This window comes from Bacillus sp. FSL K6-1145 (assembly GCF_038003425.1).
Taxonomy (GTDB): Bacteria; Bacillota; Bacilli; order Bacillales; family Bacillaceae; genus Bacillus; species Bacillus pumilus.
On the sequence record NZ_JBBOPC010000001.1, the window covers coordinates 1936531 to 1963069 of the forward strand.

A 26539-nucleotide genomic window follows, 5' to 3' on the forward strand; every position below is an offset into this window, starting at 1 on the left:
TCTGCTTCTCTTGCACTATTTTATCTTTATTTCTATTATATTACTCGACATGTAGACGTTGGGCAATAACAAATAGGCTAAAGCAGTCAACTCAAAATGCTAAAACAAAGCCATATCGTTTGTATCGGCCGTTTGCTGTATTTATAAACATTTTTTAAGGAATTTTTAAGTTGACGTTTAGAAATTTGTCAAAACAAGCACGCTGCTAGTTTCATAGTTCTATTCTACATGACAAATTTTTCTGTATCAAATGACTTTTTACTTAATTGCCTGTTTTTTCTCCTCAAATGAAAAAAGCATCCTTCCGAATGAAGAATGCAGCGATTGGTTTTTTATTTTCTGATTTCAGGTTCTTTTACAGTGAGCGGATAAAGGACTCCTTCTTTCGCAAATGACATTTTACCCGTTTCCTCTGAAACGACGAGAACAAGTGCATCGGTCATGCCAGAGAGTCCAATCGCAGCCCTGTGTCTTGTCCCGAGAGAAGGACTGACTTTTTTTGAAGTAAGCGGGAGCACATTTGCCGCAGATACGAGCGTATTTTCTTTGACTAAAAGCGCACCATCATGAAGTGGATTTCCTGGGTAGAAAATGCTTTCAATTAATGAAGCACTAATTTTCGCATGAAGATTTGTCCCTCTTTGAATAAAATCCTCGACCTCATCCCGCCTTTGTATCACAATCAGTGCCCCGTGCTTTTGTTTTGATAAGCTCTCAATGGCTAACGAAAATTGAGCAAATCCAGGTGTGAATTCTTCCATGTACGATTGTAAATAAAACGAGGAAGCCTCTGCATGCATTTCATTAAACTCATCATGTAATGACTCGAGATCACAAAGTAGACATTGCTCAATCTCATCAAGGGAATCGATAATGTCACTTGCATCCTTCATAATTTTCATCAAGTGTGTTCTCATGCCCACTTTAAATTGCACTTCTTCATTCGTACGATTGATCATTTGACCTTTTCCCTCCTCCTTTTCGTTGTCATAAAATAACAAATTATGTGCATTCTATTGTTATGGAGGTGACTTAATATGACCATTCAGAAAGTGATTCAATATGCTTGCAGCATTTTAGGTGTTGTCAGTCTTTCCTTTATTTATGCCCAAATGTTTAAAAAAACGAAGCCATCTAAGAAAAATAATCCGACAGAGAATTGATTTTTTTACATAGCATGATATAATCCTCTCGTTATTTCTGTTCAGAGAGGAACTTATGATGAGAGAAACAAATAGCATTCGAGCTAAGGTGACACTATTTTTAACCATTTTGATTCCGATTTTAATCACTCAAGCGGGTCTTTCGCTTATTACGTTTTTAGACACCGTGATGTCTGGAAAAGTGAGTGCAGAAGACCTTGCGGGTGTTGCGATCGGTTCTAGTATTTGGACACCCGTTTATACAGGACTTGCTGGTATATTAATGGCCGTTACGCCAATTGTCGCTCAGCTGATGGGCGCAGGGCATAAAAAAGATGTTCCTAAGGCTGTCTTTCAGGCGATTTATTTATCCTTTCTTTTAAGTATCTGTGTGATTGCAATTGGAACAATTAGCATCCCTTACGTATTAGGGGGACTTGGACTTGAGCAATCCGTAGAGGATATTGCGCGGCATTTCTTAAGTTTTCTTGCTTTTGGTATCATCCCGCTGTTTGGTTATTCGGTGCTCAGGTCATTTATTGATGCATTAGGGAAAACACGTGTAACGATGTTTATCACGTTAACAGCACTTCCGATTAACTTTGTGTTAAACTATGTATTTATTTTTGGGAATTTTGGCTTTCCAAAGCTTGGCGGTGCGGGAGCTGGTCTTGCTTCTGCGTTGACGTATTGGGCGATTTTCATCATGAGTATTTGTATTGTCATGAAAGCAGAACCATTTGCCTCATTTCGTTTGTTTCAGAAACTGCCTCAAATCAATATCTCCCGTATGGGGCAAATACTGAAAATCGGTCTTCCTATTGGGTTTGCAATCTTTTTTGAAACGAGTATCTTTGCAGCAGTTACGTTATTAATGGGTCACTTTGATACTGTGACGATTGCAAGTCACCAGGCTGCGATGAACTTTGCTTCCATCTTATATATTTTACCGCTCAGTATCTCGATGGCTTTAACGATTGTCGTTGGGTTTGAAGCTGGTGCCAAGCGTTATAAAGACGCGCAAAGCTATAGCTATATCGGAATTGGAACGGCGGTATTATTCTCCTTGTGTACGGCAGCACTCATTTTATTATTTAGACCAGAGATTGCTGGTTTATACACAGCTGAATCGGCTGTTTTACAGTTGACACAGCAATTTTTGATTTATGCGATCTTTTTCCAGCTGTCAGATGCCATTGCTGCACCCATTCAAGGGGCGCTGCGCGGCTATAAAGATGTCAACTATACGCTCATTGCCGCATTTGTTTCATACTGGGTGATCGGCCTTCCTTCCGGCTATCTGATTGGCACCTATACCTCGTATGGGGCATTTGGGTATTGGATTGGTCTCATTGCCGGACTTGCCGCTGGTGCCATTGTCCTCTTTATCCGTCTCAGATTGATTGAAAAACGATTGCTTCAACAAGCGCCCAATCACTAGATACGACACAAAAAAACAGCTGATCGATGTCAGCTGCCCAGCGCGTAGACAAACCCTCGCATTCGTTGTCAGCTCTGCGCGCCGGTACTCACGAATGTCAAATTCGCTCCGTTCCGGTGCTCGCCCTTCCTAGACTTCAAAGGTTTTCTATCAAGCTGAAAAGAAGACAAAGGGCTAAAATCAAGATCATTTTAGCCCTTTGTCAACAATTTGAGCAGCTGATCAATGTCAGCTGCTTTTTTTATTTAGTCATTCCATTGGTACGTCCAGAAAATTTCTTCATCTAACCATTTTTGGACGACAGGTTCTTTGTTTTTCAGCTTCTGTTCAAGCTCTCTCAGCATGCCTTCTGTTTGCGTTCTATGCGCTCTCAGTGCATTTAATTTGATATCTGCTACATCTGTAATGTCGATCGTAATATCTGCATTTCCAAGCACTTCTTCTCTATTTTTCGTAATGGCCATGCAGTATGTGACAGGACGATCTTCTTTTTTCTTACGGTAAAGAGCGCGAATCACCGCTTCCCCTGTCGCATCATGATCAGGATGTACACCGTGTCCAGGATAAAACGTCACAATCAGTGTAGGTTTGACTTCATCAATGATGGTTTCCATCACATCAGCTAAATACTCGTCGTCTTCAAATTCCAATGTTTTATCACGAAGTCCAAGCATACGTAAGTCTGTGATATCCATTTCTTTGCAGGCGCTGATTAATTCCTGTTTTCTTAATTCAGGAAGTGTTTCACGGTTAGCATATGTTGGACTGCCCATATTTCTGCCCATTTCCCCAAGTGTCCCGCATGCATACGTGACTGGGATGCCGCGTTTTCTACTTTGTGCAATGAGACCTGCAACCCCAAACGATTCATCATCTGGGTGAGGCAGCATCACTAGTACATGTTCATTCATGACTCGTCACCCTTTCTTCTACACCTGAAATGGTGTTTCACTAATTTGTAATGAGATCGCTAGTTTCCCGTCTGGCAAGTGCCCAGCTAACAGCAGGCGGCCATGGTCATCAAACACATAATCCGTTAATCCTTCTGCGTAAATCCAGCCATCTTCTGTTTTCATTCCAACACGGTACGGACCTTGTCCTTTTATTTTCGCCTGTGAATAGACGACTTTCGCATTGCGGATATAGGCAACGACCGTCATATTTTGTTCATTTACATGAGCTGAATAAGAACCAGTGGTCGTTTCAAGATGAACGAAGACTGGACGATTTAAAAACGATTCAAGATGTGCTGTGACATCTTCCGTTTGAATTGGTTTCATGAGTGGTTCCTTCCTTCATTTTGAATTAATTCGCGCAGCTTTTTTGTATGTAAGCTGATCAGCTGCAGCTGATGATCATGCCGAAGCCCACTTTCTAATATTCTCTCTACAGCGAGTACATATTTTTGATGAAATGATTTTCTCGCCCTCGGATGAGTGCGCGCATCGCTTAAATCATCACATATTGCCTCGTGTAAAGAAGACATATCATCGACATCAAGCTGACGATTTTTCCATAAAGATTGATAAGCAGCTGTAAGCTCATTGGCTGATGACATGTAATCACCTCTACAGTTTTGGTAACAACTTATTATGACATGATCCGCCTTCAAAAAAAAGCAAACTGCTCGTAGGACTTAATGAGAATTCGCTGTTTTTTTCATGCGTAATTGAGAGGTCGTAAACAATAAAATCGCCACCCAGATACAAAGAAACGTCACAATTTTAGCTGAAGATAAATGCTCGTGATACACAAATAACCCTAAAAACAGCGTAATCGTTGGTGCAATGTACTGTAAAATACCCACTTGATAAAGAGGAATTCTTTTTGCCCCTTCAGAGAATAAAAGAAGCGGTACCGCAGTAAAGACCCCTGCAAAGAATAAGAGACCAAGCGATCCGAAGCTGTTAGGATTCATTGTCACCACAGGTTCTTTTAAGAAGAACAATAAGTACACAAGAGCTGCCGGGGCTAGAAGCAGCGTTTCAATTGTCAAACCAATGGCACTCGTGAAGCTCATTCTTTTTTTAATCAATCCATAAAAACCGAAGCTAAAGGCAAGTAATATTGCCACGACAGGAAATGAACCGTACTGAATCGTAGAAAGAATCACCCCAGCTGCGGCAATTAAAATCGCAATGGTTTGTAATTTATTGAGCCGCTCTTTCAAGAAAATGATGCCTAGTAAAACAGAGACAAGCGGATTAATATAATACCCTAAACTAGCTTCTAGCATAAGATGATGGTTGACTGCCCAAATGTACACATACCAGTTAACCGATATTAAAATAGCAGATAATAGTAATGAAAAAAGTGCCTTGCCATCGAGCATGAGACCCTTCACTGTCTGCATCGCCGGCCGGACTTGTTTTAAATACAGAAGAATACCGCACATAAAAACAAATGACCATAAAATTCTGTGCGCTAAAATTTCGCCTGACGAAATATGTTCCATCAGTTTCCAATATAACGGGAATAATCCCCATAATGTAAAAGATGCTGCCGTATAGAGAACACCTTTTGATTGCTGTTGTTCGTTCAATCTAACCATTCCTTTCTAAACCTATCGTATATTATAGCACGCACTCAAGTGAATGGGCATATACTAATTCAGGGCATTTAGAAAGGATGATTTGCATGTTTGACTGGAACCGATTATTCCCTTTTCAAAAGCAATTTTCAAAAGAAGCCTTAAAGAATTCAGACCCTAAAGACGTCGAGCAGTACGTCAATCAAGTGATGGAAAGTGTATTCGGCTCCAATTATCCTGCTCAGTTCCCTTTTCAGGACCCACTCTCTCAACATCAAAAAACGAGGGAAACAGACGTCAAAAAAGAAAAAGAACCCGAAGTGGAAGTATTCGAAACCACTGATCACGTGTTCGTTAAGATTGAGCTTGCTCGGCCGAGCACAGAAAAAGTAAAAATTAAACATACAGCCAACCTGCTGTTTATTGATCATTTTCCTGAGGAAGGCACGCAGAAGAAAGTCGTCCTCCCTGCTGCTGTCAAAAGAAAAGGAACGAAGGCTTCGTATCAGGACGGTATTTTGGAGATTATGTTTTTAAAGCATGATGATCCGGGGATTTCTGAAATCGATATTCCATTATAAAAAGCCTGCTTTGATATAGAAGCAGGCTTACTCTTTTTTCTTAATAGTATGGTGGATATCCTCCGCCATAAGGTGGTGGAACAGGCGGTGGTGGTGGGTAATATGGACGGGGATAATTAAAAATCGCACTTCCTAAAAACCCGCCAAGCAGTCCGCCGACTAAAGGAGCGCCAAAACCAAAAAACAAAGGGACTCTGGATTCATATGGCGGAATGCCAGGGGCGCCGCCTCGGAAATACGGAGTATGAGGGTACATGCATTTCTCCTCCTTTGTCATGTGCCTAAGATCAGCATATTCATCAGGAGTCAAAACGTTTGGGCAAACCTGAAACTAGGCTTGTTCCTTTTTTTCATGAGATTCTGTATATTCCCCTGCCCACCTAGATACCTCATGAAACACATCATTTAGCGCATTTCCTTTTTCAGTTAAACAGTAAATGACTTTCACAGGCGTCTCAGGCAATACAGTTCGCTCTATAATCCCTTCTTGCTCAAGTTCCTTTAAACGCTCTGCGAGCATTTTTTGACTGATGGATGGGATAATGTCCGTCATGTCTTTAAAACGCTTTGGACCATCAAGCAATACATGAATAATGAGACCATTCCACCTTTTGCCTAGCAGTAAAAAAGCTTGCTGAATGTGTGGACATAATTGAAATTCCATAAATTTCAGCCTTTCTTTTCATGATTGTTTGACAAACTAACGGTATACAATTTAAAATATATCTCTAGTTACAATAAGTAAGTTTCTCACTTTTTAGTTATTGTACCATATTATTTGCAAAAACGGGAGGAAATATCCACATGGCGACTGATCAAAAAACGATTGACATTTTAAAACAAAGAGCTTCAGTAAAAGAGTACGATACAACTCATGAAATGACAAAAGAAGAGTTAACAGAGCTTCTTGATATCACAACAAAAGCACCATCCGCGTGGAACCTTCAGCATTGGCATTTCACTGTCTTCCATAGTGCTGAATCTAAAGCGAAGTTACTTCCAATCGCTTACAACCAAAAGCAAATCTCACAAGCATCAGCTGTTATTGCTGTACTAGGTGATCTTGAAGCCAATCAAAATGGTGAAAAAATCTACAGTGAGCTGGCAGAACAAGGCTTCATTACTGAAGACATCAAAGAAACATTGATGACTCAAATCAATGGCGCATACCAAAGCGAGCAGTATGCACGTGAAGCTGCGTATTCAAATGCTTCATTAGCTGCTATGCAATTAATGATTGCTGCAAAAGCAATGGGCTATGATACATGCGCAATGGGTGGTTTCAGTAAAGACGCCTACATCAAAGAATTCAATGTAAGCGGCCGATATGAGCCAGTCATGCTGATTTCAGTTGGTAAAGCAGCGAAAGAAGCTCATAAAAGCAATCGTTTCGACATCGAAGAAGTATCTGATTTCCTTTAAAATTGGCAAGGCCTCAGCTTTCATGCTGAGGTTTTTTTATTTGGTTTCAATATTATTTCTGCATATTTTCTTTTCACTTTACCCCTTTTCACCTCCACTTTTTCTCCTTTTTAAGAATGAAAGCGTTATATTAGTATGATATTCAGCGAAATGATTGTTTTTTCTGAAAATGGTCTTGTGATCTAATCTGACAACTGCTATTATTATGAAATTACAAAAAATTCAGGAGGAAATCATGAATAAAAAATTGATACTGGCACTACTTATAGCGATTCCATTCATCGGACAGCTCGCACTGCTGCCCTTTGCGAATCGTATCCATCCATTTGTGATAGGCCTGCCTTTTTTCCACTTCTGGCTCTTACTATGGATTGTTCTCACACCAGTCTGTACATTCATCATTTACCGCATGCAACATTCAAATGGAGGAACTGACTAATGCAAGGAAATTTAACAGCTTTATTGATTACAGCAAGTATCATTTTCATCGTCGTGGTCATTGGATTTGCCGCTGGCCGTGATAAATCATCCAGACAGTCAGTAGAGGAATGGTCTGTTGGCGGGAGAAAATTTGGCGGGCTGCTCGTCTGGTTCCTCGTTGGCGCAGATTTATACACAGCTTATACCTTTTTAGGGCTCACTAGTACAGCCTATACAGCTGGAAGTGTCGCTTTTTTCGCTATTCCCTATTCAGTTCTAGCGTATTTTATTGCTTATTTCTTCTTACCAAAGCTATGGACGGTTGCGAAGAATCACAACCTCACAACGCTCGCTGATTATGCACGTGAGCGCTTTGACAGCAAGCTGTTATCCAGTCTAATTGCAATTATTGGAGTACTTATGCTTATTCCTTATATTTGTCTTCAACTGAGCGGGATTCAAGATACGTTAACTGTCGCTGGAACTAGTTATATTAATGTGAATGCAGTTGTTATTATTTCATTTATTTTAGTCGCACTTTATACATTTTTCAGCGGGATTAAAGGTCCTACATATACAGCCATTATTAAGGATATTCTCGTTTGGGTCATCATGCTGTTTATGGTGGTTTCACTGCCAATCATTCATTTTAACGGCTGGACTCCGATGATGAATACGTTAGCTAAGGAAGCTCCACAGCTTCTGACAATTCCTGACGGCGGTCCTAAAGGCATTTTATGGTTCATTACCGCTTCAGGTGTTTCTGCCCTTGCTTTGTTTATGTGGGCACATGCGGCAACAGGGGTATTTACAGCAAAAAGTGCAGATGCTATCCGTAAAAACAGCATGTTTTTGCCTCTTTATAACATCGTATTGATTTTGGTCATCTTCCTTGGATTTATTGCCTTTTTGGTCTTACCAGAAGATACAAATCCAAGATTTGCACTTCTTCATTTAATTCAAACGTCATATGGCGGCGTGATGCAGGGTCTTGCTTATTCAACGATTGCACTGGCTTCCCTCATTCCATGCTCGATCATGGCCATTGGTGCATCGAATTTATTTGCCAATAATTTATATCGTGACTTAATTCATCCGAATGTATCACCTAAAAGGTTGACCATCATCACTCGTTCAATGGTGTTTATCGTGATCGGACTGGCTCTATTATTCGGAATGCTCTTCCCAACAGCACTTGTGACGCTTCAGCTCATTGGTGTTTCAGGAATGGTTCAAATCTTCCCAGCCATTGCGATCAGCTTGTTCTGGAAAAAACAATCGAGAGAAGCAACGATTGCGGGGTTAGTTGTTGGCATCATCGTCACCTTTACAGCCAATATCTCACAAGTCACGTTCGGTCTTTATGAAGGGTTTCTTGGTTTACTAGCAAACGCTTTGGTCATCCTGATTTTGAATCCATTCTTCCAAAAGAAGGTCACATCCAATTCTGTCATGAATGAACTATTTGAAAAAGATCAAGACAAAACAGAAGCGATTGGAAACAACGCGTAAATATAAAAAGAGCAGTCCCCCTATGAGGACTGCTCTTTCTTTATTTCATTTCTTTTTTCAAGACTTCAATGGCTTTTTTCATTTGAGTATCATTTTTCTTTAGCTTATCTTGGATCTTTGTCATCAGTACTGTCGTTGTATCTCCCGTCAGAATTCCGTCTGCTTTCAGATCGTTGTCTGTTTGGAAGCTTTTGACGATCGTCTGGAAGGCTTGATCGTACTCACCATTTGCTTTTGCTTTGTAGTCAAGCGCTTGGAACATTTTTTGAGCCGCTTTGACTTCATCTCCATTGTCATTCAGCTGATACGTTTTTTTCGGGCTTAAGTATGGCAGCTTTGCATAACTTGGGAGCGATGCTTTGACCTGTGGTTCAATTCCTTTTTTATGAATCCACGAACCATCCGGCGTTAGCCACTTGGCAATGGTTAACTTGACACTAGAACCATCATTATAGCTTTGCGCATTTTGAACAGTTCCTTTACCAAATGTCTTTTCACCAATAATTTTGATACCTGAAGATTGGTGCAGAGCCGCCGCCATGATTTCTGCAGCGCTGGCTGAGCCGCCATTTACAAGGACAACTGCCGGCTGATGAACTTTGCGTTCTTTTTCAGCCTTGTACTCTTCTTTCTTCCCTTTTTCTTCAACTTGCATGATGACTTTCCCTTTATCGATAAAGTCATTACTCATTTCAATCGCTTCTGTCATAATGCCGCCTGGATTATCTCTCAGGTCAATGACAAACCCTTTTGCCCCTTTTTTCTCGAGGTCATCAATGGCTTTATCTAACTCTTTTGACGTTGTTTCAGCAAAGGACGTAATTTGGATTTCTCCTATTTTGTCTTTTGTGAGTTTTGCATACACTGTTTCAACTGGAATGGTGTCTCTTGTGATGGTCACATCAACATTTCCCACTCCTTGGCGGTTAAGGTGAAGCTTGACATCCGTTCCTTTTTTCCCTCTGATTAGAGAGACTGCTTGATTGACAGACATGCCTTTTGTGCTTTTTCCATCCACCTTTAAAATACGATCATGAGGTTTCAACCCGGCTTTTTCAGCAGGAGAGCCTTTAATCGGTGCGACAATTAAAATTTGTCCATCCTTCTCTTCTACTTGAGCACCAATTCCTTCAAATGATGAAGAAATGGTGTTGTTAAATCCTTCGGCTTCCTCCTGATCCATATATGTAGAGTATGGATCATCAAGTGATGCGATCATTCCTTGAATCGCACCATCTACTAGTTTTTGATCATCCGTTTTTTCGTAATACTCATCTTTTACTTTCGTATACGCAGCCATGAGTTTACTAAACTTCTCATCTCCTGAGACATTGACAGTCCCTTGTTTTGTGATCACAAATGTAATCGCTGAGGACAGTGCCGCTGTCACCAAAATAGCGATGACGATCTTAAATTGTTTTTTCAAAAAAACACCACCTTTATCTCCTTTCATTATTATCAAGGACGATGCTTCATCCGTCAACCAAAGGATCGAAGTTCTCTTTGAAAAGATAAGCCATTTGACCTTGCATTGCATAATCTTTAAAGAGGAACTTGATAAGGAAAGAAGGGATTTTATGAGTGATTATGTAGAAATGCTTGCCTATTTTGGCGTATCTAGTGCCCATCCTGGCGGAATTGAGTTAACAAAAACGATGCTTGAGCATATAAAATTGATGCCTGATGCGCGCATACTGGATGCGGGATGCGGGACTGGACAAACGGCGGCATATTTAGGCAATATCGGTTATCAGGTGGAGGCGATTGATACACACCCTTTGATGATTGAAAAGGCTAATCTGCGATTTGAGCGAGAAGAACTGCCGATCCGCGCACTGCAAGCATCGATCGAACAGCTGCCATTTCCAGATGAAGCGTTCACTCTTCTGATCAGTGAATCTGTTTTGAGCTTTACCAACCTTCCAGCGGCACTTGCTGAGATTAAACGCGTGCTTGCCCCTGGAAGTCAACTGATTGCGAATGAAGCAGTATTAAAAGCACCCCTTACACCGAAGGAGCTTGCCGCCGTTCGAGATTTTTACGGGTTTCACGCACTCTTTTCACTTGAAGAATGGAAGGAGCAGCTAAAAGCAGCAGGATTTCATGACGTTCGCATTCTCTCATTCGATGATCACATGGTACAAGAGGAGCCGACAGAAATGGAATTATCTGAATATATCCCGCCTTCTCTTTACGAAACGATGCAAACACACTACGATCTGATTCAAGCGCACCGAAAGCAGCTAAGCCACATTCTATTTGAATGTACCGTATAAAATGAGCGAATCTCCTATATGTTTTGTCCAAACTCTATGAGGTCTCTCGCATAGGATAAGAGGGAAAAGAGTTTGTCATAAGGAGGAAAAATATGGAGCGCTATCAAAAGCTTTGTCAGCAGCATATGGGGAAAGTCGCTAGAATCACAGATCGTAATGGCAGAGTACATGTCGGACGCATTGAGCGGGTGACAAACCGCAAAGTGTATATTCGTCCAGTCGGCGGTTCTCGCGGCGGCTTTGGCTTTGGTTATTACGGAGGGTATTACGGCTGGGGTGCCGCTTATGGCATCGGGCTTGGTTTCATTACAGGTTTCGCATTAGCAGGATTGTTCTTTTTTTAAAAGAAGAATAAAGAAGGCCCCCCGAATAGCTGGGAGGCCTTTTTATTTGATTAAATTTTCTTCACTTTATTCATGTACTCTTCAAATGTTAAATCGTGATCATGCATCGCTTTTGCTGCTTCTTTTCCAACATAGCGCAGATGCCACGGCTCATATTCATATTTTGTCATGTCTTCTTTTCCTTTTGGATAACGAATGATAAAACCATATTTATAGGCGTTTTTAGCCACCCATTTGCCATCAGGTGTTTCACCAAACTTTTCAGAGATGTCAAAGCCGGCACTTTTTGAGGAAATGTCCATTGCAAGGCCTGTTTGGTGTTCACTTTCGCCTGGTAAAGCTACTGCTTCTTGCGCTTTTTCTTTGCCTTTTAACTTGACTTCACTATCAAAAATGACCTTTTGACGTTCATAGGAGCGATAGCCAGATACGGCAGCCAGCTCAAAGTTTTTCTTTTTCGCATCTTTGAATAATGTCTCAAGTGCTTCTGCTGCTTCTTTACGAATATATCGTTTTTCAATATCCTCTGAAAAAGAGAATTCTACTTTTGGAACAACGAGATCAGAAGGTTTATAGGTTCCTGGTAATGCGTATTCTTTGTTGACAAGTGCTAGCACGTTTGCAGGATTTTGAATGGTTTTCAGCCCGCTTACCACTTTGATGTCATTGAAATATTCACTCTTTAACGTCAGCTCTTGATCCGATGAATCTGCTGTATTGTTTGAGTTTTGCTGGGTAGATGAATTTTCTGCGCTTTTTTGTTCGTTTGTTTTGTTCGATTCAGATGTACCGCTATTTTGATCCAGCAACTGGCAGCCCGATAGTGCGGCTGTCAAACCAAGAATCGATGCGATTGAGAGTATTTTATAGCTTTTCTTCATGACATACCTTCCTTTTGCTCTTCTAAAAAAATAAAGATGCGCTACATCGTAGCACACCCTTTATACTATTATAAAACGGAGTCTAGCGCAATTAAGATCATTTCGTCAAATGTCGTTTGACGCTCTTCAGCCGTTGTTTCTTCCCCTGTGAGAACATGATCACTCACTGTCAGAATGGATAACGCTTTACGATCAAATTTTGCTGCAAGCGAATATAGAGCGGTTGTCTCCATTTCAATTGCTAGAATTCCGTATTGAGCCATGAGCTCAAGTGGTTTTTCATTGTAAAATTGATCTGCTGTAAATACATTACCGACACGAACAGCGACATTTTTTGCTTCTGCTGTGTCGTATGCTTTCTTAAGCAGTCCAAAATCAGCGCAAGGTGCGTAATCAATCGGTCCAAACGCCACACGATTCATTTGTGAATCTGTTGAAGATGTTTGAGCTAAAATGACATCTCGTACGTTGACATCCCTTTTAATAGCCCCGCAAGATCCAACGCGGATTAAGTTCTGAACATCATAGCTTTGAATGAGTTCATTCACATAAATCGAAATAGAAGGTACGCCCATTCCGGTTCCTTGTACAGAAACGCGCTTTCCTTTGTAGGTTCCAGTATAACCATACATTCCGCGCACTTCGTTATAGCATTCGACATCTTCTAAATATGTATCTGCAATATATTTCGCACGAAGCGGATCGCCTGGCAGCAATACCGTTTCTGCAATTTGTCCTTTTTCTGCTCCAATATGTACACTCATTTTTTTAGCCTCCACTTACGTTTACTATGTGTTTTGTCCTATTTAGTATAAACGATTGAGCCCAAAAAAGAAAATACCAGCTAAAGCTCGAGCTGGCATCGAAAATCTCTATTTAACTCATCGTCAACAGTCGCTCACTGCGTTTCCATCCTGCCGGAAAAAGCTGATAATAGCATTTTCCCTTTTTCTTATCATCAATCACAACAATATCACCTGTTGTGATAAACCGTGCATTGTAATCACTAGGGACTGTATCATGTACATTAAATGTCGAGAATGCTTTTTCCAGAACATCCAGGTGTGTTCTGCCGCCAATCTTTGTCCGGTACACAGGCTGATGCCCACTTGCAGCGCCATATTCAGGTGTCTGATAAATGGTTAAGTGAAATGCTGAAGGTTTCTTTTGAAAAAATCTCAACGTCAATTGCATTCAAATCCCTCCCCTTTTATATAAAATTGGCTGGGGTCTGTCAATTTCCTTCTTCTATTTTTGTCGAATGGCAGACAATTTTTCGTCAATCTTTTTACAAATGAGAAATAAAGCAAGTCCTATCGCAAAACCGCCTGCGACATCTGTCAAAAAATGAACGCCGATATACATTCGGCTGATCCCAATCAAAACAACACAGACCCCTGTGATCAAGTAGACGATTTTTTGTCTTTCTTTCAGCCATGGAATCATTTCAACTAATAGATAAGCTATAAAAGGATAGATTGTGGCTGCATTCATCGAATGTCCGCTCGGAAAGCTGTAATACGTTTCATTGACAAGATGATCAAAGGCCGGACGCTCTCTAGCAAACAGCCCCTTTAGTTCATGGTTGATGGTCTTTTCTGTGAGATATAATAGAAAAAGCATCATGATAGAGTAATAGCGCTTATACATGAATAAAGCGACACTAAAAATGAGCATGATGGGCACGAGCAGCGCACTAATGCCAAAGTCCGTCAAAGTCAGCATGACATCATTTAAAAAAGGGAGTCTGATGCTCTCAAACCATAAGATGATCTGGTTGTCCAATGCTTGACCCGCTCCAGATACCATGAGCGCAGCAATGGCACCAAATAAAATTAAAAGAAATAGGATATACACGCGAAAGATTCTCCTCCCTCTCTTCAGAATCACTTCAAAGTATAGTGCCTACCACGCCTCTTCTTCAACTATCATTGTTTTTTTCAGCATATATTCAAACGTAATGTCAGCCAGCTCAAACGTTTCCAGCTCAGCAGGTATGTACCCTCTTTTGACCAGCTCCATGTAGAAGAATTCCGCAATTTCCTCTGTATCGATCACCAAATCTGCTTCTTTCATGACATTCCGCCTCCTTTTTTATGATGTATGAACGACGCCTGTTTTTTATTACAGTTTGTCATAATGGCTCATTCCATACATATAAATGCAGTAAACAAAAAGAAAAGGGGTTTGAGGCAATGAAATGGTTCAGCATATTAGATGGAGAAATGTTTGATCAGGTGATGGGCCGTATCTTGAGGGGATGGTTTTATGTGATTGTTTTTTTCTGTGTGCCTTATTTTTTATTCGTGTTAGGACAAGTCTTTCTTTAACCAAAATGCTCGTGTAAACTTTCCAATATAAAATCCATCATATCTTTGTATTCTGGATCTTCGAAAAATTCGTAGAGAATTTTATAGTCATTATAAATATCAAGAAGCTCATCCACTATAGATACAGCGAGAAATTCTAGTGATGCTTCGCTTTCTTGTTTCTCTTCTAATTGTAATAGAGCTGTTTGCACCATATCTTCTTCCATTTCTTTTGAGGTTTCACCGACGTAATGCACAAAAAGAAGCTGATGAACGAACTGGTCCATCTCATATTTCCTTAGGACAAGCGTTAAGTCTTCCTCTTCTGTTTCCAGCCACTCTCCGTCCTTTAGCCTCGTGAGTTCATAAATGACATCTTCCCAGCCATCATCAAGATATCGCCATATTTCAGTCCGATGGCCAATAATTTTAAATAGCTCTTTTCCGTAATCTTTTACATATACAACATCGCCAATGAGGAACTCATATTCAATGTCCAGCTTTTCTGTATCCACAATCACCCCGTCGTACTCATCGTAAAGCTGAAGTGATGTTTCAAAATAAAGCACCTCATTATGATTGACCTCATACAAATAGTGCTGGTCAATTTGATGGACTTTTGTAATCGTTCCGACTGTGCCGTACATGACAACGACGACAATATCCCCTACTTGATATTTTGGTGCTTTCGCCTTCATTCTGTCTCCCCCTTGCCCGACTTTTGGTCTTAACGTATCGTATGCCGGCGCAAGGAATTCTGCATGGGCAACCACACCATGCAAAACGCCATTTTATTTCTCATCAAAAAACCGCTTCTCCCATCTGGAAAAAGCGGTTGTGTGTTATTTTTTTTTGACTTCTACTTCATATTGCTCAAACGCTTCGTCAAATGTTGTCATTGAGCTTAAATAATCGCCATTTAATTCTAAATAGGCACAAAGCTCATGATAATCAGTGGACGCTTTCGGGAAGCTGTGATCCTCATAAGCAGCATTTGCAAAATGGCTGATTTCATCTTTCGGTTTTGGATGTCTGTACTTCATTAAATAATGGTAAAACGACTTCACCTGTTTTTCCCTCCGCGACACTCTATTTTGTTGTTATATTATACAGCAATTTGATGACTTGTATAGGCGGAGGTACAACTTATGATGAAAAGTCAAAGTAATTTCGCTTTAATAACCGCTCCATGCTCATTAATTCTTCGTATGAAATTTTTTCTGGAAGTGTTGTCTGATCCACTAAAATTAATTGATCTTCTATCCCTTTAACCGTCTCATCTTTTTGATATGTCATACCGCAGTGTGTGCAGGAAATGGACGGTGTTTCGATGATTTCAATGGATTGTGTGCCAGTGATCAGTTCCCAATAGACTGTTGTCTGCTCTGCGTTTGCTTTGTTTTCCTCACACCAATCACATGTCAGCAAGGTTATTTCTCCTCCTTTACAGTTTGATCTTTTTTGAGCTGCGCTTGATATTTTTTCTCTTTTAATTCATCTCGTTTTTCACGTTTGTTTTTGAGTGTGTCATGCTCAGGATTTGTCTCATATGCTTCTCTTCGTTTCATTCGGCTTAAATTCTCTGGCGTAAACGATTTCGCCTCATCCTCAAATAGTGCGGTAATACCAATTGCCGGGTCTTGTTTCTCTTCATAAATTTCATTAAAATACGCATCTGCCTGGCCTGCGACGTAATGCTCTGGTTCAGGGTAAGAGGTGATGACACCTTCAAAGTTACGAAGGACGACTTTGTCAGGGCTTTGCGATAATAAATAATTTGGCTGCAAGGCGATCTTTCCTCCGCCTCCTGGTGCATCCACAACAAAGCTTGGCACGGCATAGCCGCTCGTATGCCCTCTTAAGCCTTCTATGATTTCAAGACCTTTTGATACTGGTGTTCTAAAGTGGCCAATGCCCTCAGATAAATCACACTGATAAATATAATAAGGTCTGACCCGTATCATCACGAGATCGTGCATCAGCTTCTTCATAATCGGCACACTGTCGTTAATTCCTGCAAGGATGACGGCCTGATTACCTACAGGCACGCCGGCATTTACAAGACGTTCGCACGCTTCTTTTGCTTCTTTCGTAATTTCAATGCTTGTATTGAAATGGGTATTCAGCCAAACTGGATGATATTTTTTCAAAATCTCGCACAGCTCATCTGTAATGCGCTGCGGAAAGACGACCGGCGCGCGGGTTCCTATGCGAATGATTTCAACATGCGGAATGTCTCGTAAGTTTTTCAAAATGTATTCAAGCACTTGATCATTGATTAAGAGCCCATCTCCGCCGGAAATTAACACATCCCGCACCTCAGGTGTTTCTCTAATATATCCAATGGCAGCATCTAACTGCTTTTTTGGCACGCCCATACCGATCTGACCGGAAAAACGTCTTCTCGTACAATAGCGGCAATACATGGAGCACTGATTTGTTACAAGAAAGAGCACACGATCTGGGTACCGATGCGTTAACCCCGGGACAGGTGAGTCTTCATCTTCATGCAGCGGGTCTTCCAGGTCATATTTTGTTTTATGAAGCTCCTCAGCAATTGGCACAGATTGCATACGTACTGGACATCTTGGATCGTCTGGATTCATCAATGAGGCATAGTAGGGTGTAATGTTAAGTGGAATGGTTTTGGTGGAAATCTTCACCCCTTCTCTTTCCTCTTCTGTTAAGTTTACGACTTTCTCTAAATCTTCAAGCGTTTTCACGGTATGCGTCAGCTGCCAAATCCAGTCGTTCCACTTTTCCTCAGGTACATCTTTCCAAAGCTCAATGTCCTTCCAATGACGCGCCGGTTCATATAGTTTTTGATTCATATCCATTCCCCCTATCAGCATTCACCTTATACTATGCAAGTTATGTGCCAACATGGGAAAATGCCCCTATTCTTTATAGAAGGAGCTTTACCCGTGATATTCAATGGATGGTGATGCCTATATTTCGGCATCTGCATATTTCTTCAGTTTATATTGCAGTGTTTGTCGAGGGATTTTTAAAGCGGCAGCGGTTTTTTTAATATTGCCATGATGCTTGTTTAAAGCTTCTTGAATGAGTGTTTGTTCAAATGAAGAAACCTGACTTTTTAAGGAGGCATTGAGTGTTCCTTCCTCAAGCTTCTGCGTACGTAAATGAGCAGGAAGGTATGAAGGTGTGATGTCTTCCGCTTCCTTTGGCATCATCAATACGGCATGCTCAATGGTATGTTTTAATTCTCGAACGTTCCCCGGCCAGTGGTGAGCCATAAACAATTGCTTTGTTTCTTCAGAAAGGCGTTTGACGTTTTTTGAAAACTGCTGATGATAGGTTTGAATGAAATGGCGGGAAAGCAGCGGGATGTCTTGCTTTCTCTCACGAAGCGGCGGGATATGAAAAGATGACACATGCAGTCTATAAAATAAGTCTTCTCTTAAAATTTGCTTTTTCACCGCTTCAAATGGGTCCATATTGAGTGCAGTAATGAGTCTTACATCTACTTGAATCGCTTTTGCATCTCCAATGCGGCGCACCACGCCATCCTCTAACACACGTAATAATTTCGTCTGCAGCGTGAGCGGCATCGCTTGCAGTTCATCAAGAAAAAGCGTGCCTCCATCAGCTAATTCAAAGAGCCCCTTGCGATCAATTGCGCCTGTATAGCTCCCTTTGACAGATCCGAACAATAGGCTTTCAAGTAGCGATTCTGGGAGTGCCGCACAGTTTTGCGGAATGAACACTTGGTTTTTCCGATCAGATTCATGAACGATGGCTTGAACGAGCACTTCTTTCCCTGTCCCTGTTTCCCCGTAGACAACAACTGATGACGGATAAGCAGCAGCTTTTTTTGCCTTTTCAAGCATTTCATTTAAGAGCGGATCATTTGTTAAAAATGAAGAAAAATCATGCATTTGTTCTGCCCCAGCCGCATCGTGTATTCGTTTTTTTTGATCTAAACGATTCGAAAGGGCTGACAGCTTCGATACATCTTTTGCGACTTCGACTGCACCTATTAACTGGCTGTCTTCAATAATAGGCAATGTCGTATTGACGGTCTCAATTCTTTCGCCGTTTTTATTCAAATAGGTTTGCAACGAATGATAAATGGGCTTCCCTGTTCTCAAAACATGCATGAGCGTACTTGTTTTTTCTGTTAAAGAGGGATACACATCAAGGATGTACTTGCCAATCACCTCTTCTTTTTGTAAACAGTCAAACTTAGCGGCATTATGATTGTAAAAGATCGTCATTCCTTGATCATCTACAACATGGATGGCTTCATCAATGGCTTCTAAAATTAATTCAAACCAGTCCGCTCTTTCGACAACCTTCCCCATTCTTTCCCCCTCACTTTCAGTGCCGAAAAACCGGCATCTATTGCCGGATTTTCAGCGGCTTGATCATCTTCATCACACGTTCTCCTGTCCTTTCATGTTTCGCTTTTTCCTTGCAACTTCCTGCTTTTTTGTCAATAGCGTCAAAAAAGCACCCCTCTTATGAGGAGTGCTTTCGCCCTGATGTTTGATAAAGAGACATATCGAATTCTTGTAGCGATTCCATATACAGCGGCATTATCGGCTTTCCTTCTTGAAATAATGTAAATTGGGAAGGGTATAAATTAATTGGCTGATGATAAAAAGCAAATCGCTTTACAACCTCAGGGTCAATACGACAAAAAGTATGATGCATCAGTAAATAGACATCTTGTTTCCATTTAAAGAGCCGCCTGTTTGGCGGATTAAATACTGGTGACACTTGAATCATGCCGCCCTCTTCATACATCTGAAGCCGTTCATTTGAAATCGTATAGATATCCTTAGGATGAAACTGAAAATATTGCACGTCACGCTTTGAAGCAAACCGCCTTTTTTTCTGACCTTCAATATAATAGAACGTTTTCCCATGATCTGCTGTGACAACTGTATAATTAGGTACTGCCAGCATGTCTTTCATCTCATATTTCATCGCACATAACGATGGAACCCGAATGGCGCGTCTGTTTTTTTCGTTCACCCAGCACCTTTCAATTTCATGAAGATTCCCGCCTGCGATTTGGTAGTAATCCCCTTCCTTTTCAATCACCGTTCCGTCAATGAGATCATACGGCATACTCGAAAACAAATGATGAAAGGAATGAGGCGTTTTATACGTTGTATCAAGTACATCTCTTAATGGAAAAAAAGCAGCAAAATCATTCAGCCTCATCCAAAAAACAGAATCTGCATGATGCCAGTGTTTCGGCTCATCAGCCCAATATTGTCCGTATTTTTCATGAATTAGCGGAAGCAAACGCCTTCTGTGCATGACCGAACAATGGTCCACTTGAAAGGACGCATGCTCCAATATTTGGGCTGCTTCACGCACAAAGCTCATCGTCTCAACTAATTGCTTATCAACATGCACGACCCGCTGCGAGGAATACACAATATCGATATGAGGCTTCGACTGAAAAACATCCACCATTTTCTGCAAACGATCTTGATGATACACGGTATCATCGGTTAAATAACAAATGAGCTCACCTGTTATACGAGCTAGCGCTTCATTAATTAGTGTCGCATACCGTACGGTTAACAGCCGTTTTGCAGGATGAACCGTGCGTGAATACAGATGAATGCGCTCATCTTCTAAATAGGGCTGGATTTTTTGGATGGTGCCTTGTTCTGAGCCATCATCCATAATGAGAAGCTCCCAATTTGAATACGTTTGTTCCACCATACTCTTTAGCACACGATCAATGAAATCAGGTTTATTGTAGCTTGTTAAAATCACCGATACTTTCATATCATTATCCTTTTTAGTTAGATTAAAAAGCCCCCCAGCTGACGATGTTCACGTAAGGTACATTCACTCTCAGCTGATTTGTCGCGTTTTTAAAGACCGCTATTGTATCAAAGAGCTGCACAACAACTACGTTTTGAAGGACATCTCCATTGACTAAATGAACGCGTGGCACTGGAATGCCAAGTTCAAGCCACGGACGAAGTAATTCTTTAATATCTGACACACTCTCTTCCTCACTTTCTTCTAAAAGACGAAGAAGAAGTAAAATCAAGATGACTTCAAGTACTCCTTCTGCTTCTAGTAATTCTTCGTTCCAACCATTTAATAATTGATCAAATTCCATTCATAATCCCTCTCTCTTCGCATTTAATCTTTACTAGAGTATGAGATTCACTTCATTTAGCCTCAGCATTTGAAAACATTTTTAAAAATGTGTGAAGTGATTAATTGATAAAAAGAACAAGGAATCAGCGTTCTGCTTATACCAAAAAAAATGAACGGCATATACATAGGGGTGAGTTTGAATTGATGAAGAAAGGATGGGAAAAAATGAGCGACAAGCGTGCCGAATTAAAAAAAGAACTATTGAAAGTGTTTTTCAAACCGCTTACTCGTACATTAACAGTTAATCTTGAAGAAGGAGGAGTACAAATGGAAGAAAAATTGAATGATTTATTAAGTGAAGTGGCAGCCGAGGCATCACCTTCAGATTCTGCTACAACACTCGATGTATCTCAGCCAGCAAGATGGATTTTTGCAAGACTTGCACCAGGAACCGTCATTAGCATTGTCACTGACTCAGGTGATTTAATCGGGCCAGTTCAATTCGTAGCATTCAATGCTTTAACGGGTGTTGTATTTGTTACACAAGAAAGCTCAGTTACACCAACAGGCTCTGCAACGACTTTATTAGATGTAGATAAAGTTGAAAGTGTTACGTTCACGTCTTAATGTGAGAGGGCCATCATGAAGCTTCTTTATATCAGCTCTGGCTACGGCGGAATCTATCATATGTTTGATCAATGGGTAGAAGAGAGCTTCATTGATTCCCCCTTTTCATGTGTAAAGATTGACAGAGAATCTCTACCCGCTCACATGCACAAAATCCGGACATTTTCTCCGGATTTTGTTTTGATGATGATCGGTGATCATGTTCCGAGCGAAGTGCTTCATCAATTCAAACAAGAAAAGATCCCGATCGTTTTGTGGATGACAGAAGATCCCTTTTATACAGATGTGTCAGCTGCTTGCACGCGTGATGCGCGGCTCATATTAACAATTGATGAAGGAGCTTTGCCATTTTACAAACAATTGGGCATAGGTCACGCCTACTACTTTCCCATTCCGGCAAATACACGTATTTTTCAAAAAAACGAATCGTCTGAAAAGATGTGCATCTACGACATTGCACTCATTGGCTACCCTTATCCCAACCGCATGAAAGCCATTGATACACTCTTACAACAGAAAAAATGGCGAATTCTCGTTGCAGGTAAGGAATGGCATCGTCATTTAAATAAGTCACGAAGACATGATCGCGATCTCACATTAGTGAACAATTGGCTGAGCCCTCAGCAAATGGCGGACATCTATCAGCAATCAGCGATTGTTCTTAATCCGCACAGACCGGCTCAATTTGCCTATAACAAAAACAAAGCCATGATTCAAAATGTAAGCCTGAACAATAGAGCGTTTGATATCGCTGCAGCTGGAAGCTTTCAATTGACGGATCTACAACCGCCTCAAGCTTTTTCAAGCTTCGCTTTTTATAAAGATGAGGACGATTTGCTAGAACAGGTTGAATATTATGGATCAAATGCCGAGAAAAGAAAAGCAATCGCACGAAACAATTACGAACAAGTCGTTTCCTGGAATACATTTGAGTCATTTCCACACAGACTTTATGAGATCGTAAAAAGCGCCCTATGACCGGGCGCTTTTCTCGTTGAAATTCTTCTTATACCTAACCCTCCGCATCTCTGCGAGCCAATAAGACTTTCTCCGCTTTCTCAAGATCTTCTTCCTGTTTCACCACAAGTGATTTTTGGGAATCCATGATATACGCTCCAACAGATCCTTCTAAAAAGGAATGAATGCATTCTTTTGCATATGGAACATGAAAAGCATACACTGCTCCATTTAAACGGCCATACGTATATGGCTGCTCATGCTTTGGCATGAAAAAGTAATGATTGTCCTTATATAAAGTGGCTTCATTATTCTCATGCAGTGTCCATGTCTCATTTGGGTTTTCTAGCGCCTCTGTAAAAGATGCCACGCAGTCATAGCTCCCTTCTACTAGAAGCTGCAAGCACTTCTCAATATCTTCCGGCTGTCTTAAAGGAGACGATGGATGCAAATATAGAACAATATCAAAGGTTTTCCCCTCACGCTCTAAGTAAGCAAGCGCATGCTTCACCGCTATGAGTGACGGTGTTTGTTCTGTTACATGACTGTCTGGCAGTTCTATCACACGGGCTCCGTAGTGAGAAGAAATGATTTGTGTATTGACATCCTCTGTAGAGACGATGATTTCGTCTAACTCAATCATTTGCAGTAACGGCTGAATGGTCCAATAGATGAGCGGCCGCTCCGCCAATACGCGAATGTGTTCATCATGCTGATCGCGCCTGCTTCTAAAAGCTGGTATCAAGGCTAAAATACGATTTCCCCTATACATGTATTCCCTTCTCCCCTCGCGCAAAGCTCTCTACATATTCTTCCGAGCTGATCGCAGTACTGAAGTGTTCAGGTCTCTCATTTTTCTACTTATTCTCTTATCTCTCCATATTCTATTAAAACGTCATGCAGATGGTTATAATGTGTTCACCTAATTTATATAGAAAGTGGTTCTTTTCCTCAAACGGATACCACTCTTTCACATATGATGCAAAGTAGAGAAATGAAAGTTGGGGGATTAGATATGTCCAAAAAGATAGAAACGAGTTTGAAGGCTTTTTTTCGTGACAAAACGATATTAGTTACAGGCGGTACAGGTTCAATCGGACGTCAAATTGTGAAAAAATTAACATCATGCTCTCCAAAAAAGATTATCGTCTTCAGCAAAGATGACAGCAAACAATACATGATGAAAAATGAGTATGCGGATCACCCAGAAGTCGCCTTCGCTTTAGGCGATGTACGAGATGCAAGCCGCGTGAGACAGCTCGTCAAAGGCGTTGATATCATCTTTCATGCAGCCGCCTTAAAACAAGTACCTACTTGTGAAGACAATCCGTTTGAAGCCGTGCAAACAAATATTATCGGAGGGCAGCACATCATTGAGGCTGCAATCGAACATGAAGTCAGTCATGTTGTCAACATCTCCACAGACAAAGCAGTTTCTCCGACAAATGCCATGGGTGCAACAAAATTAATTTCAGAAAAACTATTTTTCCAAGCAAACGAAAGTATTCTGAACCAAAAAACATTGTTTTGCTCTGTGCGTTTTGGCAATGTGCTTGGATCAAGAGGTTCCGTCATTCCCATCATGCTCCAGCAGCTGTTAAATGAAAAACCTTTGACCGTAACTGATCCTCATATGACACGTTTTTTTATGTCCATCGAAGAGGCTGTCTCCCTCACACTTCAAGCAGCCATCATGATGAAAGGAGGCGAAACGTTCATTCTCAAGATGGAGTCATTACAGCTTGCTGATCTCTTAAAAGCGTTTCATGAATATGCTGCTCAAATCAAGGTCTCATCTCCGGAAATTCTCGTTGTCGGGAAAAGACCTGGAGAAAAGCTTCACGAAGAGCTTACATTTCCGCACGAAGCAGATGCACTATTTGAGCATGAACAATTTTATGCCATTTTACCAAGACCAAAACTGCATGCTTCCTTTCAAAAAGTCGACTTAACCAATTACACATCCAATGAAGCGCCTCTCATTACAAAAGAAAAGCTATTCCGCATCATTGAACAATTACATCACACGCATCATAAAAAATAAAAAATCGTCACACGGAAGCAGATGCCTTCCATGTGACGATTTTTCAATAGATCAATCAAATAGATGTTTCAAATCCCCATAGCCTTCTTTTTCAAGAGCATCTTTTGGGATAAACTTCAAAGCGGCTGAATTTATACAATACCGAAGACCATTTGGTCCTGGTCCATCAGGAAAGACATGACCTAGATGAGAATCAGCTGTCTTGCTGCGCACCTCTGTCCGCACCATCCCATGGCTCTTATCCACCTTCTCGGCTACTTCCTCATCTTCAAGCGGCTTTGTGAAACTCGGCCAGCCGCAATGGGCATCAAACTTATCTAAAGAAGAAAAAAGCGGCTTGCCTGAAATAATATCTACATAAATGCCTTCTTCTTTATGATCCCAGAATTCATTTTGAAATGGCGGCTCAGTGCCATTATTTTGTGTGACTTCATACTGCATTCGGTTTAATTCTTTTAGTCGTTTTTCTTTATCGTTTGTCATGATTTATCACTCCAATGGGACTCAATAAAACCCGCTCTGCCAGAACCGACATGATATCGTTCGTAGTGCATTTTGTTCTTTTTATAATAGTGCTGATGATACTCCTCTGCGGGATAAAAAGGAGCAGCATCTAAAATTTCTGTCACAATTGGCTTTTGAAAGATGCCGCTTTCGTTCAGCTTCTCTTTCGATGCCTCTGCAAGCTTTCTCTGCTCATCATGATGAACATAAATACCTGTGCGGTAGGACTCTCCTCTATCACCAAATTGCCCGCCATCATCTGTTGGGTCTATTTGCTGCCAATACAGTTCTAATAGCTTTTCATACGGGAATACGTCTGGATCAAACGTGATTTGAACCGCTTCTCTATGCCCCGTTGTATTTGTACATACTTCTTCATAGGTCGGATTCACTGTATGTCCGCCAGTATACCCTGATTCAACTTTGATAATGCCCGGCTGTTCATCAAAAGGTTTAACCATACACCAGAAGCAGCCTCCTGCAAATGTGGCTAATTCTTGTTTTTCAGACATATTAGTGCCCCCTTCATTTAAAAAATGGTATCATCATATTATAACATGATGAAAAATAATGAAAATGATACGACTCGTCTACCTAAATGATAAAAAAGCATTTTGTCGTATTTTAAAATATAATGGGGGTTTAATGATTGGAACAAAGAAAAAAAATGATGTATGAAATGGATACTTTACTGAGAACCGTATTTAAGCAGATCCGTTATGAGATTAACAGCCTGCTCGAAAACGAATTATCTCGGAATGAATTTCTCATTTTAAATCTGCTTCGTGAGCAAGGTGCAAAAAAAGTAACGGAATTTGCGTCCATTCTAGGAGTGTCAGCAAGCCATATCACAGCTGTGACCGACACACTTGTAGAAAAGGGCTGGATCACCCGTATCCGTTCTAAAGAGGATCGCCGCATCATCAAAATCCACTTAACCGATAAGGGTAAGGAAATTACTGAGCATTTTGAGAAAAAGAAAACAGAATACTTTATGGAGCGATTTGAGTCATTCGACGATGAGGAACTAAAAACAATGATCAAATTATTTAAAAAGCTGGATAAAAGTCAAAAGGATGAAGCATAGAATTTAGCGCACTGGACATGCTACGGATAAAAAGAGGTGGAATGAACCATGACAAGCCCTTATCTTTGTCCAAACTGTAAAACGAACAGAACGCGCTTTAATCTGATTGAGCAGCTTTCAGAACCTGTGAAGCTGGATCCTGCGACCGGAGCAGTTGTCGAAAGATACGAAGGAGAGCAGCTTTCTCCTTTTCACATGAGCTATCAAGGTCCTCAAATAAAAGTCCAGTGCGGTGTTTGTGGTCTCATTGAGGATGAAAAAACGTTCATTAAGCTAGCTGAATATCATCAATATTCTTCTCCTTCTTAACATGCGGGCCTGACGGAAAACGTCAGGCTTTTTTCTATGCTTCGTTTGCCTATACAG

36 protein-coding genes are annotated in these 26539 nt (G+C 40.8%); 13 read left to right on the plus strand and 23 right to left on the minus strand.

What is annotated here, in order from left to right:
* Positions 1-332: 332 nt before the first annotated feature.
* Entirely contained in the window at positions 333-959 is a 627-nt protein-coding gene (gene cdaS / locus MHH41_RS09520) for a sporulation-specific diadenylate cyclase CdaS (RefSeq protein WP_034620466.1), read from the minus strand.
* 78 nt (positions 960-1037) lie between these two features.
* On the opposite strand from cdaS, the gene MHH41_RS09525 reads away from it, so the two are divergent.
* Together MHH41_RS09525 and MHH41_RS09530 are read left to right on the plus strand one after the other, a co-directional pair.
* Positions 1038-1163 (plus strand): hypothetical protein, encoded by a 126-nt coding sequence (locus MHH41_RS09525; RefSeq protein WP_003215647.1) that lies wholly within the window; start codon positions 1038-1040, stop codon positions 1161-1163.
* Between the two features lie 58 nt (positions 1164-1221).
* Positions 1222-2583: an MATE family efflux transporter gene (locus MHH41_RS09530; RefSeq protein ID WP_050943918.1), complete on the plus strand. Its 1362-nt coding sequence runs from the start codon at positions 1222-1224 to the stop codon at positions 2581-2583.
* Positions 2584-2828: 245 nt separating this feature from the next.
* Here the strand turns inward: MHH41_RS09530 and bshB2 are convergent, their stop codons facing one another.
* The 4 genes from bshB2 to rarD form a co-directional block, all read right to left on the minus strand.
* The gene (bshB2, locus tag MHH41_RS09535) at positions 2829-3494 is read right to left on the minus strand and encodes a bacillithiol biosynthesis deacetylase BshB2 (protein ID WP_340866244.1); all 666 of its coding nucleotides are present in this window, start codon (positions 3492-3494) and stop codon (positions 2829-2831) included.
* Between the two features lie 18 nt (positions 3495-3512).
* Positions 3513-3863, minus strand: a complete 351-nt coding sequence (locus MHH41_RS09540) for a YojF family protein (protein WP_050943916.1) — start codon at positions 3861-3863, stop codon at positions 3513-3515.
* A complete protein-coding gene (locus MHH41_RS09545) occupies positions 3860-4141 on the minus strand; it encodes a hypothetical protein (protein ID WP_003215525.1) in 282 nt (93 codons plus the stop codon). Before MHH41_RS09545 ends, MHH41_RS09540 begins: the two co-directional genes overlap by 4 nt.
* A 78-nt stretch (positions 4142-4219) precedes the next feature.
* Positions 4220-5125, minus strand: coding sequence for an EamA family transporter RarD (gene rarD / locus MHH41_RS09550; RefSeq protein WP_012010264.1), 906 nt, complete (start codon positions 5123-5125; stop codon positions 4220-4222).
* A gap of 95 nt (positions 5126-5220) precedes the next feature.
* On the opposite strand from rarD, the gene MHH41_RS09555 reads away from it, so the two are divergent.
* A complete protein-coding gene (locus MHH41_RS09555; RefSeq protein ID WP_003216069.1) occupies positions 5221-5694 on the plus strand; it encodes an Hsp20/alpha crystallin family protein in 474 nt (157 codons plus the stop codon).
* 40 nt (positions 5695-5734) lie between these two features.
* Here the strand turns inward: MHH41_RS09555 and MHH41_RS09560 are convergent, their stop codons facing one another.
* Both MHH41_RS09560 and MHH41_RS09565 read right to left on the minus strand, forming a co-directional pair.
* Positions 5735-5950, minus strand: a complete 216-nt coding sequence (locus tag MHH41_RS09560) for a hypothetical protein (protein ID WP_044141204.1) — start codon at positions 5948-5950, stop codon at positions 5735-5737.
* A 75-nt stretch (positions 5951-6025) separates the two neighbouring features.
* Complete coding sequence (locus tag MHH41_RS09565) at positions 6026-6358, minus strand: winged helix-turn-helix transcriptional regulator (protein ID WP_003215692.1); 333 nt, start codon at positions 6356-6358, stop codon at positions 6026-6028.
* A gap of 140 nt (positions 6359-6498) precedes the next feature.
* Here MHH41_RS09565 and MHH41_RS09570 point away from each other — a divergent pair, with 140 nt between their 5' ends.
* From MHH41_RS09570 to MHH41_RS09580, 3 genes are all read left to right on the plus strand, one after another.
* Positions 6499-7116, plus strand: coding sequence for a nitroreductase family protein (locus MHH41_RS09570; RefSeq protein WP_003215532.1), 618 nt, complete (start codon positions 6499-6501; stop codon positions 7114-7116).
* Between the two features lie 235 nt (positions 7117-7351).
* Complete coding sequence (locus MHH41_RS09575) at positions 7352-7555, plus strand: DUF3311 domain-containing protein (protein ID WP_003215965.1); 204 nt, start codon at positions 7352-7354, stop codon at positions 7553-7555.
* On the plus strand, positions 7555-9048 hold the full coding sequence (locus MHH41_RS09580) for a sodium:solute symporter family protein (RefSeq protein ID WP_340866247.1): 1494 nt from the start codon (positions 7555-7557) through the stop codon (positions 9046-9048). The genes MHH41_RS09575 and MHH41_RS09580 overlap by 1 nt, the downstream gene beginning before the upstream one ends.
* 40 nt (positions 9049-9088) lie before the next feature.
* Here the strand turns inward: MHH41_RS09580 and MHH41_RS09585 are convergent, their stop codons facing one another.
* Positions 9089-10474 carry a S41 family peptidase gene (locus MHH41_RS09585; protein WP_137055085.1) on the minus strand — a complete coding sequence of 462 codons (1386 nt, stop codon included), beginning with the start codon at positions 10472-10474 and terminating at the stop codon, positions 9089-9091.
* Between the two features lie 151 nt (positions 10475-10625).
* Here MHH41_RS09585 and MHH41_RS09590 point away from each other — a divergent pair, with 151 nt between their 5' ends.
* Together MHH41_RS09590 and MHH41_RS09595 are read left to right on the plus strand one after the other, a co-directional pair.
* A complete protein-coding gene (locus MHH41_RS09590) occupies positions 10626-11324 on the plus strand; it encodes a class I SAM-dependent methyltransferase (protein ID WP_322000509.1) in 699 nt (232 codons plus the stop codon).
* Between the two features lie 92 nt (positions 11325-11416).
* On the plus strand, positions 11417-11668 hold the full coding sequence (locus tag MHH41_RS09595; protein ID WP_003216113.1) for a hypothetical protein: 252 nt from the start codon (positions 11417-11419) through the stop codon (positions 11666-11668).
* A 50-nt stretch (positions 11669-11718) separates the two neighbouring features.
* On the opposite strand, the gene MHH41_RS09600 is transcribed toward MHH41_RS09595, so the two are convergent.
* The 12 genes from MHH41_RS09600 to cgeC form a co-directional block, all read right to left on the minus strand.
* Positions 11719-12549, minus strand: coding sequence for a M15 family metallopeptidase (locus MHH41_RS09600; protein ID WP_335356129.1), 831 nt, complete (start codon positions 12547-12549; stop codon positions 11719-11721).
* A 68-nt stretch (positions 12550-12617) separates the two neighbouring features.
* Entirely contained in the window at positions 12618-13313 is a 696-nt protein-coding gene (gene deoD / locus MHH41_RS09605; protein ID WP_012010274.1) for a purine-nucleoside phosphorylase, read from the minus strand.
* 112 nt (positions 13314-13425) lie between these two features.
* Positions 13426-13743: a hypothetical protein gene (locus MHH41_RS09610; RefSeq protein WP_003215750.1), complete on the minus strand. Its 318-nt coding sequence runs from the start codon at positions 13741-13743 to the stop codon at positions 13426-13428.
* A gap of 54 nt (positions 13744-13797) precedes the next feature.
* Entirely contained in the window at positions 13798-14406 is a 609-nt protein-coding gene (locus tag MHH41_RS09615; protein WP_251190408.1) for a phosphatase PAP2 family protein, read from the minus strand.
* A gap of 48 nt (positions 14407-14454) precedes the next feature.
* Positions 14455-14625, minus strand: a complete 171-nt coding sequence (locus MHH41_RS09620) for a YozD family protein (RefSeq protein WP_003216084.1) — start codon at positions 14623-14625, stop codon at positions 14455-14457.
* Positions 14626-14875: 250 nt separating this feature from the next.
* Positions 14876-15556: a hypothetical protein gene (locus MHH41_RS09625; protein WP_012010279.1), complete on the minus strand. Its 681-nt coding sequence runs from the start codon at positions 15554-15556 to the stop codon at positions 14876-14878.
* A 144-nt stretch (positions 15557-15700) separates the two neighbouring features.
* Positions 15701-15925, minus strand: coding sequence for a YozE family protein (locus tag MHH41_RS09630; protein WP_003215834.1), 225 nt, complete (start codon positions 15923-15925; stop codon positions 15701-15703).
* Between the two features lie 79 nt (positions 15926-16004).
* Complete coding sequence (locus MHH41_RS09635; protein ID WP_339205600.1) at positions 16005-16286, minus strand: YokU family protein; 282 nt, start codon at positions 16284-16286, stop codon at positions 16005-16007.
* Between the two features lie 2 nt (positions 16287-16288).
* Positions 16289-17689: a lysine 2,3-aminomutase gene (ablA, locus tag MHH41_RS09640; protein ID WP_003215473.1), complete on the minus strand. Its 1401-nt coding sequence runs from the start codon at positions 17687-17689 to the stop codon at positions 16289-16291.
* 117 nt (positions 17690-17806) lie between these two features.
* Positions 17807-19183 (minus strand): sigma-54 interaction domain-containing protein, encoded by a 1377-nt coding sequence (locus MHH41_RS09645; RefSeq protein WP_003216007.1) that lies wholly within the window; start codon positions 19181-19183, stop codon positions 17807-17809.
* Positions 19184-19340: 157 nt separating this feature from the next.
* Complete coding sequence (locus tag MHH41_RS09650) at positions 19341-20630, minus strand: glycosyltransferase family A protein (protein WP_340866249.1); 1290 nt, start codon at positions 20628-20630, stop codon at positions 19341-19343.
* Between the two features lie 22 nt (positions 20631-20652).
* Entirely contained in the window at positions 20653-20973 is a 321-nt protein-coding gene (cgeC, locus tag MHH41_RS09655) for a spore maturation protein CgeC (RefSeq protein WP_106028794.1), read from the minus strand.
* Positions 20974-21179: 206 nt separating this feature from the next.
* On the opposite strand from cgeC, the gene MHH41_RS09660 reads away from it, so the two are divergent.
* Positions 21180-21581, plus strand: a complete 402-nt coding sequence (locus MHH41_RS09660) for a hypothetical protein (protein ID WP_065098203.1) — start codon at positions 21180-21182, stop codon at positions 21579-21581.
* 15 nt (positions 21582-21596) lie between these two features.
* Positions 21597-22559, plus strand: coding sequence for a CgeB family protein (locus MHH41_RS09665; protein WP_322000520.1), 963 nt, complete (start codon positions 21597-21599; stop codon positions 22557-22559).
* 34 nt (positions 22560-22593) lie between these two features.
* Here MHH41_RS09665 and MHH41_RS09670 read toward each other — a convergent pair whose 3' ends face one another.
* Complete coding sequence (locus tag MHH41_RS09670; RefSeq protein WP_095117820.1) at positions 22594-23310, minus strand: acylneuraminate cytidylyltransferase family protein; 717 nt, start codon at positions 23308-23310, stop codon at positions 22594-22596.
* Between the two features lie 243 nt (positions 23311-23553).
* Between MHH41_RS09670 and MHH41_RS09675 the strand changes: the two genes are divergently transcribed.
* Entirely contained in the window at positions 23554-24582 is a 1029-nt protein-coding gene (locus MHH41_RS09675; protein ID WP_137055078.1) for an SDR family NAD(P)-dependent oxidoreductase, read from the plus strand.
* Between the two features lie 51 nt (positions 24583-24633).
* On the opposite strand, the gene msrB is transcribed toward MHH41_RS09675, so the two are convergent.
* Together msrB and msrA are read right to left on the minus strand one after the other, a co-directional pair.
* Positions 24634-25065 carry a peptide-methionine (R)-S-oxide reductase MsrB gene (msrB, locus tag MHH41_RS09680; protein WP_137055077.1) on the minus strand — a complete coding sequence of 144 codons (432 nt, stop codon included), beginning with the start codon at positions 25063-25065 and terminating at the stop codon, positions 24634-24636.
* Positions 25062-25598, minus strand: coding sequence for a peptide-methionine (S)-S-oxide reductase MsrA (gene msrA, locus MHH41_RS09685; RefSeq protein ID WP_050943900.1), 537 nt, complete (start codon positions 25596-25598; stop codon positions 25062-25064). The genes msrB and msrA overlap by 4 nt, the downstream gene beginning before the upstream one ends.
* A 155-nt stretch (positions 25599-25753) precedes the next feature.
* Here msrA and MHH41_RS09690 point away from each other — a divergent pair, with 155 nt between their 5' ends.
* Together MHH41_RS09690 and MHH41_RS09695 are read left to right on the plus strand one after the other, a co-directional pair.
* Complete coding sequence (locus MHH41_RS09690) at positions 25754-26173, plus strand: MarR family transcriptional regulator (protein ID WP_371475140.1); 420 nt, start codon at positions 25754-25756, stop codon at positions 26171-26173.
* A gap of 48 nt (positions 26174-26221) precedes the next feature.
* Positions 26222-26482, plus strand: coding sequence for a hypothetical protein (locus MHH41_RS09695; protein WP_012010293.1), 261 nt, complete (start codon positions 26222-26224; stop codon positions 26480-26482).
* Positions 26483-26539 lie beyond the last annotated feature (57 nt).

Bases quoted from the DNA above. Each gene is read 5' to 3' on its own strand.
- MHH41_RS09620 (WP_003216084.1), bottom strand. From the start codon at position 14,625: ATGAAAGAAGCAGATTTGGTGATCGATACAGAGGAAATTGCGGAATTC.
- MHH41_RS09690 (WP_371475140.1), top strand. From the start codon at position 25,754: ATGATGTATGAAATGGATACTTTACTGAGAACCGTATTTAAGCAGATC.
- MHH41_RS09575 (WP_003215965.1), top strand. From the start codon at position 7,352: ATGAATAAAAAATTGATACTGGCACTACTTATAGCGATTCCATTCATC.
- MHH41_RS09645 (WP_003216007.1), bottom strand. From the start codon at position 19,183: ATGGGGAAGGTTGTCGAAAGAGCGGACTGGTTTGAATTAATTTTAGAA.
- ablA (WP_003215473.1), bottom strand. From the start codon at position 17,689: ATGAATCAAAAACTATATGAACCGGCGCGTCATTGGAAGGACATTGAG.
- MHH41_RS09665 (WP_322000520.1), top strand. From the start codon at position 21,597: ATGAAGCTTCTTTATATCAGCTCTGGCTACGGCGGAATCTATCATATG.
- bshB2 (WP_340866244.1), bottom strand. From the start codon at position 3,494: ATGAATGAACATGTACTAGTGATGCTGCCTCACCCAGATGATGAATCG.
- MHH41_RS09555 (WP_003216069.1), top strand. From the start codon at position 5,221: ATGTTTGACTGGAACCGATTATTCCCTTTTCAAAAGCAATTTTCAAAA.
- MHH41_RS09560 (WP_044141204.1), bottom strand. From the start codon at position 5,950: ATGTACCCTCATACTCCGTATTTCCGAGGCGGCGCCCCTGGCATTCCG.
- MHH41_RS09625 (WP_012010279.1), bottom strand. From the start codon at position 15,556: ATGAAGGCGAAAGCACCAAAATATCAAGTAGGGGATATTGTCGTCGTT.
- MHH41_RS09675 (WP_137055078.1), top strand. From the start codon at position 23,554: ATGTCCAAAAAGATAGAAACGAGTTTGAAGGCTTTTTTTCGTGACAAA.
- MHH41_RS09610 (WP_003215750.1), bottom strand. From the start codon at position 13,743: ATGCAATTGACGTTGAGATTTTTTCAAAAGAAACCTTCAGCATTTCAC.
- MHH41_RS09600 (WP_335356129.1), bottom strand. From the start codon at position 12,549: ATGAAGAAAAGCTATAAAATACTCTCAATCGCATCGATTCTTGGTTTG.
- MHH41_RS09545 (WP_003215525.1), bottom strand. From the start codon at position 4,141: ATGTCATCAGCCAATGAGCTTACAGCTGCTTATCAATCTTTATGGAAA.
- MHH41_RS09540 (WP_050943916.1), bottom strand. From the start codon at position 3,863: ATGAAACCAATTCAAACGGAAGATGTCACAGCACATCTTGAATCGTTT.
- cdaS (WP_034620466.1), bottom strand. From the start codon at position 959: ATGATCAATCGTACGAATGAAGAAGTGCAATTTAAAGTGGGCATGAGA.
- msrB (WP_137055077.1), bottom strand. From the start codon at position 25,065: ATGACAAACGATAAAGAAAAACGACTAAAAGAATTAAACCGAATGCAG.
- MHH41_RS09565 (WP_003215692.1), bottom strand. From the start codon at position 6,358: ATGGAATTTCAATTATGTCCACACATTCAGCAAGCTTTTTTACTGCTA.
- cgeC (WP_106028794.1), bottom strand. From the start codon at position 20,973: ATGGAATTTGATCAATTATTAAATGGTTGGAACGAAGAATTACTAGAA.
- MHH41_RS09660 (WP_065098203.1), top strand. From the start codon at position 21,180: ATGAGCGACAAGCGTGCCGAATTAAAAAAAGAACTATTGAAAGTGTTT.
- MHH41_RS09670 (WP_095117820.1), bottom strand. From the start codon at position 23,310: ATGTATAGGGGAAATCGTATTTTAGCCTTGATACCAGCTTTTAGAAGC.
- MHH41_RS09525 (WP_003215647.1), top strand. From the start codon at position 1,038: ATGACCATTCAGAAAGTGATTCAATATGCTTGCAGCATTTTAGGTGTT.
- MHH41_RS09695 (WP_012010293.1), top strand. From the start codon at position 26,222: ATGACAAGCCCTTATCTTTGTCCAAACTGTAAAACGAACAGAACGCGC.
- msrA (WP_050943900.1), bottom strand. From the start codon at position 25,598: ATGTCTGAAAAACAAGAATTAGCCACATTTGCAGGAGGCTGCTTCTGG.
- deoD (WP_012010274.1), bottom strand. From the start codon at position 13,313: ATGAGTGTACATATTGGAGCAGAAAAAGGACAAATTGCAGAAACGGTA.
- MHH41_RS09650 (WP_340866249.1), bottom strand. From the start codon at position 20,630: ATGAAAGTATCGGTGATTTTAACAAGCTACAATAAACCTGATTTCATT.
- MHH41_RS09580 (WP_340866247.1), top strand. From the start codon at position 7,555: ATGCAAGGAAATTTAACAGCTTTATTGATTACAGCAAGTATCATTTTC.
- MHH41_RS09570 (WP_003215532.1), top strand. From the start codon at position 6,499: ATGGCGACTGATCAAAAAACGATTGACATTTTAAAACAAAGAGCTTCA.
- MHH41_RS09530 (WP_050943918.1), top strand. From the start codon at position 1,222: ATGAGAGAAACAAATAGCATTCGAGCTAAGGTGACACTATTTTTAACC.
- MHH41_RS09590 (WP_322000509.1), top strand. From the start codon at position 10,626: ATGAGTGATTATGTAGAAATGCTTGCCTATTTTGGCGTATCTAGTGCC.
- MHH41_RS09595 (WP_003216113.1), top strand. From the start codon at position 11,417: ATGGAGCGCTATCAAAAGCTTTGTCAGCAGCATATGGGGAAAGTCGCT.